Annotated in this window: 1 protein-coding gene; it reads right to left on the reverse strand. The window is 47.6% G+C overall.

The features are described from left to right. Nucleotides 1-119 precede the first annotated feature (119 nt). The coding region (locus F6K18_RS36255; RefSeq protein WP_287528220.1) for a DNA polymerase at nucleotides 120-1,084 on the reverse strand (965 nt) is incomplete at its 5' end.

Consider the following 1,084-nt stretch of genomic DNA (forward strand, 5'->3'; position numbering starts at 1 on the left):
TTAAAGCTATTATCCCAGATACGAGTCATAAAACGTAAAACTAGGGGAAAAATTGCGGGTTTAACAAATCAAAACAGATTAGGAAAGCACCTAAGCCATAGTCCGTTAGGGTACAGCTATTAATGAGCTTCCAACCAGTCGGCCCCGGTATCCATTTCTACAATGATTGGGACCTTTAAGCCTGGGACGGCATTCTCCATTTCTTTTTTGATAAGTGGTTGGAGTTGGTCTAACTCTGTTTTTAGGGCATCAAATACAAGCTCATCATGGACCTGTAGGATCATCTCTGACTGTAGGCCAAGCCGTTGTAGTTTTTCATGGATACTGACCATGGCCAGTTTGATCATATCAGCTGCGGTACCTTGTACCGGAGAGTTAATGGCTAGACGCTCTGCTGCTGCACGGAGGATGCCGTTTCTTGAGTTGATATCTCTGAGGTGTCGTTTTCTACCGAGGAGGGTAGTGACGTAGCCGTCTTTTCGAGCCTGCTCTACTACAGACTCCATGTATACTTTTAGGCCATTATACTGCGTGAAATAGTTTTTTATCAATTCGCTGGCCTCCGCTCTAGGAATACCCAGTTGGCGAGAAAGATTAGTTGCCCCGGCGCCGTAGATAATAGAAAAATTGACGGTTTTAGCCTGATAGCGTTGTTGTTTAGTAACCTCGTCGTAGGGGACAGCAAAGACCCACGCAGCCGTAGCACGGTGGATGTCCTGCCCTTGAATAAAGGCATCCTGCATAACTTGGTCGCCGCTTATTTCGGCGATGAGCCGCAACTCGATTTGCGAATAATCGGCGGCTAGTAGAATGTGCTGCTCATCTCTTGGTACAAAAGCTTTCCGAACCTTGGCGCCTTCTGGGGTACGGATGGGTATGTTTTGGAGGTTAGGATGGCTACTACTAAGTCGTCCAGTGGCAGCTAGGGCCTGATTAAAAGAGCTGTGTATCCGTCCGGAGCGCGGATTGATCATATTTGGCAGGGCATCGACATAGGTGCTTTTAAGCTTTTTAAGACCACGGTGCCGTAGGATGTCTGCAACAATTGGGTGCTCGGCGGCCATTTCCGACAGCTTTTCCTCGA

Source organism: Okeania sp. SIO2C2 (genome assembly GCF_010692625.1).
In the GTDB taxonomy this organism is placed as follows: domain Bacteria; phylum Cyanobacteriota; class Cyanobacteriia; order Cyanobacteriales; family Microcoleaceae; genus Okeania; species Okeania hirsuta.